The organism is Pseudomonas sp. P5_B2 (genome assembly GCF_056400445.1).
Genome location: NZ_JBFULH010001147.1, coordinates 1 through 944 on the forward strand (window position 1 = coordinate 1; position 944 = coordinate 944).

Consider the following 944-nt stretch of genomic DNA (forward strand, 5'->3'; position numbering starts at 1 on the left):
CAACCAAACCTGACCCTTTAAATTCGGCGAAAGCTGTTGAACCTGTTTAGCTGAAAGGTCTCGCAATGATTCAGCCTCTGCGACGCTGTTGCCTACGGCATGGATGACTAATTCGTTCACATTCACACTGGAAATTTCTATTTTCGGAGTGTCGAACCCAGAGTGAAAACCAGTGTAGGCACATACTCCCAAGGTCAATACATAAGCGACTGACAGGGCTTTTTTAACGCGAGTTGATGTTTCAGTACCTGAGTGCAGCAGTACCTCATCACCTTTGCTCGATGCAAACACCTCAATGGGCGCAGAAGGTTGCGCACCTTCATCGGCAGGTGTCGATAAGTCTGTTTGTGCATCGACGACATAGTGACGGTTGAAGCAATAGCCTCGTCGAGGGACCGTCATCAATATCTCGTGATCGCGACTGTCATTCAAAATGTTTCTAAGTGAGAAAACGGCCTGATTCAAACTGCCTGAGGCAACGACGCGGTCGTTCCAGGTGTAGTCGATAATCTCCTCACGGCTTTTAGTCTGGCCGGGATCGGTAAGTAGCAGGTCCAGCAGGCGCGATTCAGCTCTACCAATTGTGGTGCTTTGAATATCTCCATGGGGTGTCGTGATGGAAAGCAAGGCGGTGTCTGGGTCGAAAAGGGTCAAGGCACCGTTTTTCAACTTGAAGGCGTAACGCATGGGAATCCTTCGTTCAGGTGGATCTGGCTGGGTATAAAGATGGTTTTTATAGGCTGGATTTGACGTAATACATTCTTGTCGGGGGATGAACGGCTACGAGCGGGCATGAGCGGAAGATGCAGAGAGAGCCACTAGAAAAAGCTGGAATAGCCTATCAAAAATCTCACTGGAATCAAGCAAAGGTAATCCACGGCGGTTCAATCGTGGGAAATGATGATGCTCGGTACGATTAATGTGCGCTATCCGAAAACTGCGAG

1 protein-coding gene is annotated in these 944 nt (G+C 48.8%); it reads right to left on the reverse strand.

The window, feature by feature from the left end:
* Positions 1-687: winged helix-turn-helix domain-containing protein (locus tag AC1DRJ_RS29780; protein WP_477805280.1), on the reverse strand; the 687-nt coding region annotated here is incomplete at its 3' end.
* Positions 688-944: the final 257 nt, after the last annotated feature.